This window comes from Chryseobacterium sp. MDT2-18 (assembly GCF_030815285.1).
In the GTDB taxonomy this organism is placed as follows: Bacteria; Bacteroidota; Bacteroidia; order Flavobacteriales; family Weeksellaceae; genus Kaistella; species Kaistella salivictor.
The window spans coordinates 1-2,261 of the sequence record NZ_JAUSWQ010000028.1; the positions used below are offsets into that span (position 1 = coordinate 1).

The following is a 2,261-nucleotide window of genomic DNA, read 5'->3' on the forward strand; positions in this document are numbered from 1 at the left end:
AAGGATTCGTGCGGCAGCGGTGGAAATTTTGGAAATATAATAATTATGAAGAATGAAATTATTGTGGCTCAAAGTCGGAGACTTTGCGCAGCAGGAGATTTTTCTTTTCAATGAGCAGGAAGTTTATTCTGCCGACCAAAAGACCACCGTTTTATATCTTCTCCTGATAAGCGATAAAATTAGCAATCAAGACCTTTTCGAGATGATGCAGATGGTCTTGCAACAGACCGAGGGAAGATTCAACATTGTTCCCATTGCACACTCAAAAGCGAGCATACAGGAGAAGCTTTTTTTAAATCAGGATTTCTTTAAAAAAGTAATTATTCCGGAAAATTCAATATTTCGGGCGGATGTCCCAACGATAATACATTGGATTACAATAGATGCAAACGGAGACACAGACGAGGGTATTTATTACAGGCTTTGTAGTGAACTGTACAAAAAATATAAACTACTACGCTCACAGGAAGACCAGACCAACGAGGGAATAGGTTTGATGCTGAGCGGATTTTTCTACAGGGCTTGCGTGATATTCATCTATGTTGCTCTGCGATACCACCCCAACCAAATCAACATCCGCATCCTATGGAAACTGTGCGAACACGCAGAACCCAAGGTAAAGAACCTTGACTATCTTATCCAAAAACTGCCATTCGATTTCTTCGAGTTCATTAATCCATCCAAAAATCTGTACAGGAACTTCTGCTATCTTCAAGAGGAACATCTTATCGTCCTCGATGAAATGGCGCAGGGTTTCCTTGACCTTGTGGACAAGCAGTTTGAAAATTAATAATAAAGCCACTCAATTGAGTGGCTTTATTATTTATCTCTGAGTTTTCCCTGTCCCATCAGTAGCATAACCTTCTAAGATATTTATGCTTAAAAAAGAAGCATCATTATTTATATCGGAAAATTTTTCAGCATTTTCTTTATAAATGATAGGTTTATACTTTTCTTTATTTGATATGTAATCCTCAAACAAATACTTTTTATTTATAGGATTAGAAGATTTATAATCGTAGTTGGATTCTTTACTCAATAAAATAAGATGTGGTAATTTATCACTATAATATACCGTAAGATAACCAAGGTTTGAGGTCTCTATATAACCATCTTTTGGTTTTGTAATCCCATAATATTTACCCGGAATCAGATAACAAGTTCCTCCATATCTTTTCCACATCGTAATATATTGTCCATTGGTTGCTTTGAAAAAAGAACGACTTTGATCATACCAAACAAATAAAGCTCCTAAAACTGCAATCAATATAACGAAGACTTTCAGTATTCTTTTCATAATTAAATTATTTGGGTCCTCGTAATGGATTTGAGGATTGGGACTTGTAAACTGCGGCACGCCTACTATCATAATTTTTATGTCCGAGAGTATGACCTATTTTTTGAGCCATTTGGGTGGTTTGTCCTTCAGTAGCAAAAGTACCTTGTTGCTTGCTTTGGAGAGCATCAAATCCTAATCTTGCGGTTCCCCAGGTTAAACCATTATTTCCAGCAATATAACCTGCTCCAAAATTTCCAATATCTCGTGCTGAAGCGATAACAGAAACGTTATCAGTCTTATCTCCAGTATCTACTGAAAACAAAACACCACGATAGCTATACTGTTGCACGGTCATTCCTTCAGCTCTTTGATCGGTTCCTCCAGCTTCTCCATTAGGACCATTGGTTTTAAAATCATATTGTTCATTACCTTTACCGTTCGCCATATATTTAATAATATTAGGCTCATTAGCACCCATCAGATCATTAAGGAAATCATTGCCACTTAAATCACCTGGACTAATTACAGCACCTACAACAGCTTGGTTATCGTCTCCCATAAAAGAGCGAGGGGTTAAAGAGTTAGCAAGATGGTCTGAAGTTTCTACATCATAATTGCCTTTCGCATCTGCTACATAAATCCCATTATTCCCATCATCTTTAGCACTTACGACAGTATATGTACCATTTTCATTTAATTTTACACCTGTGCTTTCAACTCCACGACCATCCGGATCGATGAATCGTATTGGATTGTTTACGGCATAATTGTAAGTAGAGTGTCTGCGGTATTGTTCCGCCAACGGATCGACAACGCCCCATCTTCCAATATCCGGCATATACATCCTTGCCCCATAATCATACATCCCGGTCTCTTGTAACTCCTTGCCGTTGTACTTGTAGTTATACTTAGAATTACCAACCAAATTATTATAATCAGTATGTTCTAAACCAAAAGGATAATAATTGCTTTCAGTATCAAT

The 2,261-nt window shown here is 37.2% G+C and carries 3 protein-coding genes; 1 reads left to right on the forward strand and 2 read right to left on the reverse strand.

Annotated features, from left to right (window positions below):
• Window positions 1-52: 52 nt before the first annotated feature.
• The gene (locus QF004_RS13905) at window positions 53-790 is read left to right on the forward strand and encodes a hypothetical protein (protein WP_307427493.1); all 738 of its coding nucleotides are present in this window, start codon (window positions 53-55) and stop codon (window positions 788-790) included.
• A gap of 33 nt (window positions 791-823) precedes the next feature.
• Here the strand turns inward: QF004_RS13905 and QF004_RS13910 are convergent, their stop codons facing one another.
• Together QF004_RS13910 and QF004_RS13915 are read right to left on the reverse strand one after the other, a co-directional pair.
• Complete coding sequence (locus tag QF004_RS13910) at window positions 824-1,297, reverse strand: hypothetical protein (protein WP_307427496.1); 474 nt, start codon at window positions 1,295-1,297, stop codon at window positions 824-826.
• Window positions 1,298-1,304: 7 nt separating this feature from the next.
• A partial coding sequence (locus QF004_RS13915) for an RHS repeat-associated core domain-containing protein (protein WP_307427499.1) occupies window positions 1,305-2,261 on the reverse strand: 957 nt, incomplete at its 5' end.

What these genes read in the sequence shown, in the direction of transcription:
- QF004_RS13905 (WP_307427493.1), top strand. Translation starts at nt 53, where the DNA reads ATGAAATTATTGTGGCTCAAAGTCGGAGACTTTGCGCAGCAGGAGATT.
- QF004_RS13910 (WP_307427496.1), bottom strand. Translation starts at nt 1,297, where the DNA reads ATGAAAAGAATACTGAAAGTCTTCGTTATATTGATTGCAGTTTTAGGA.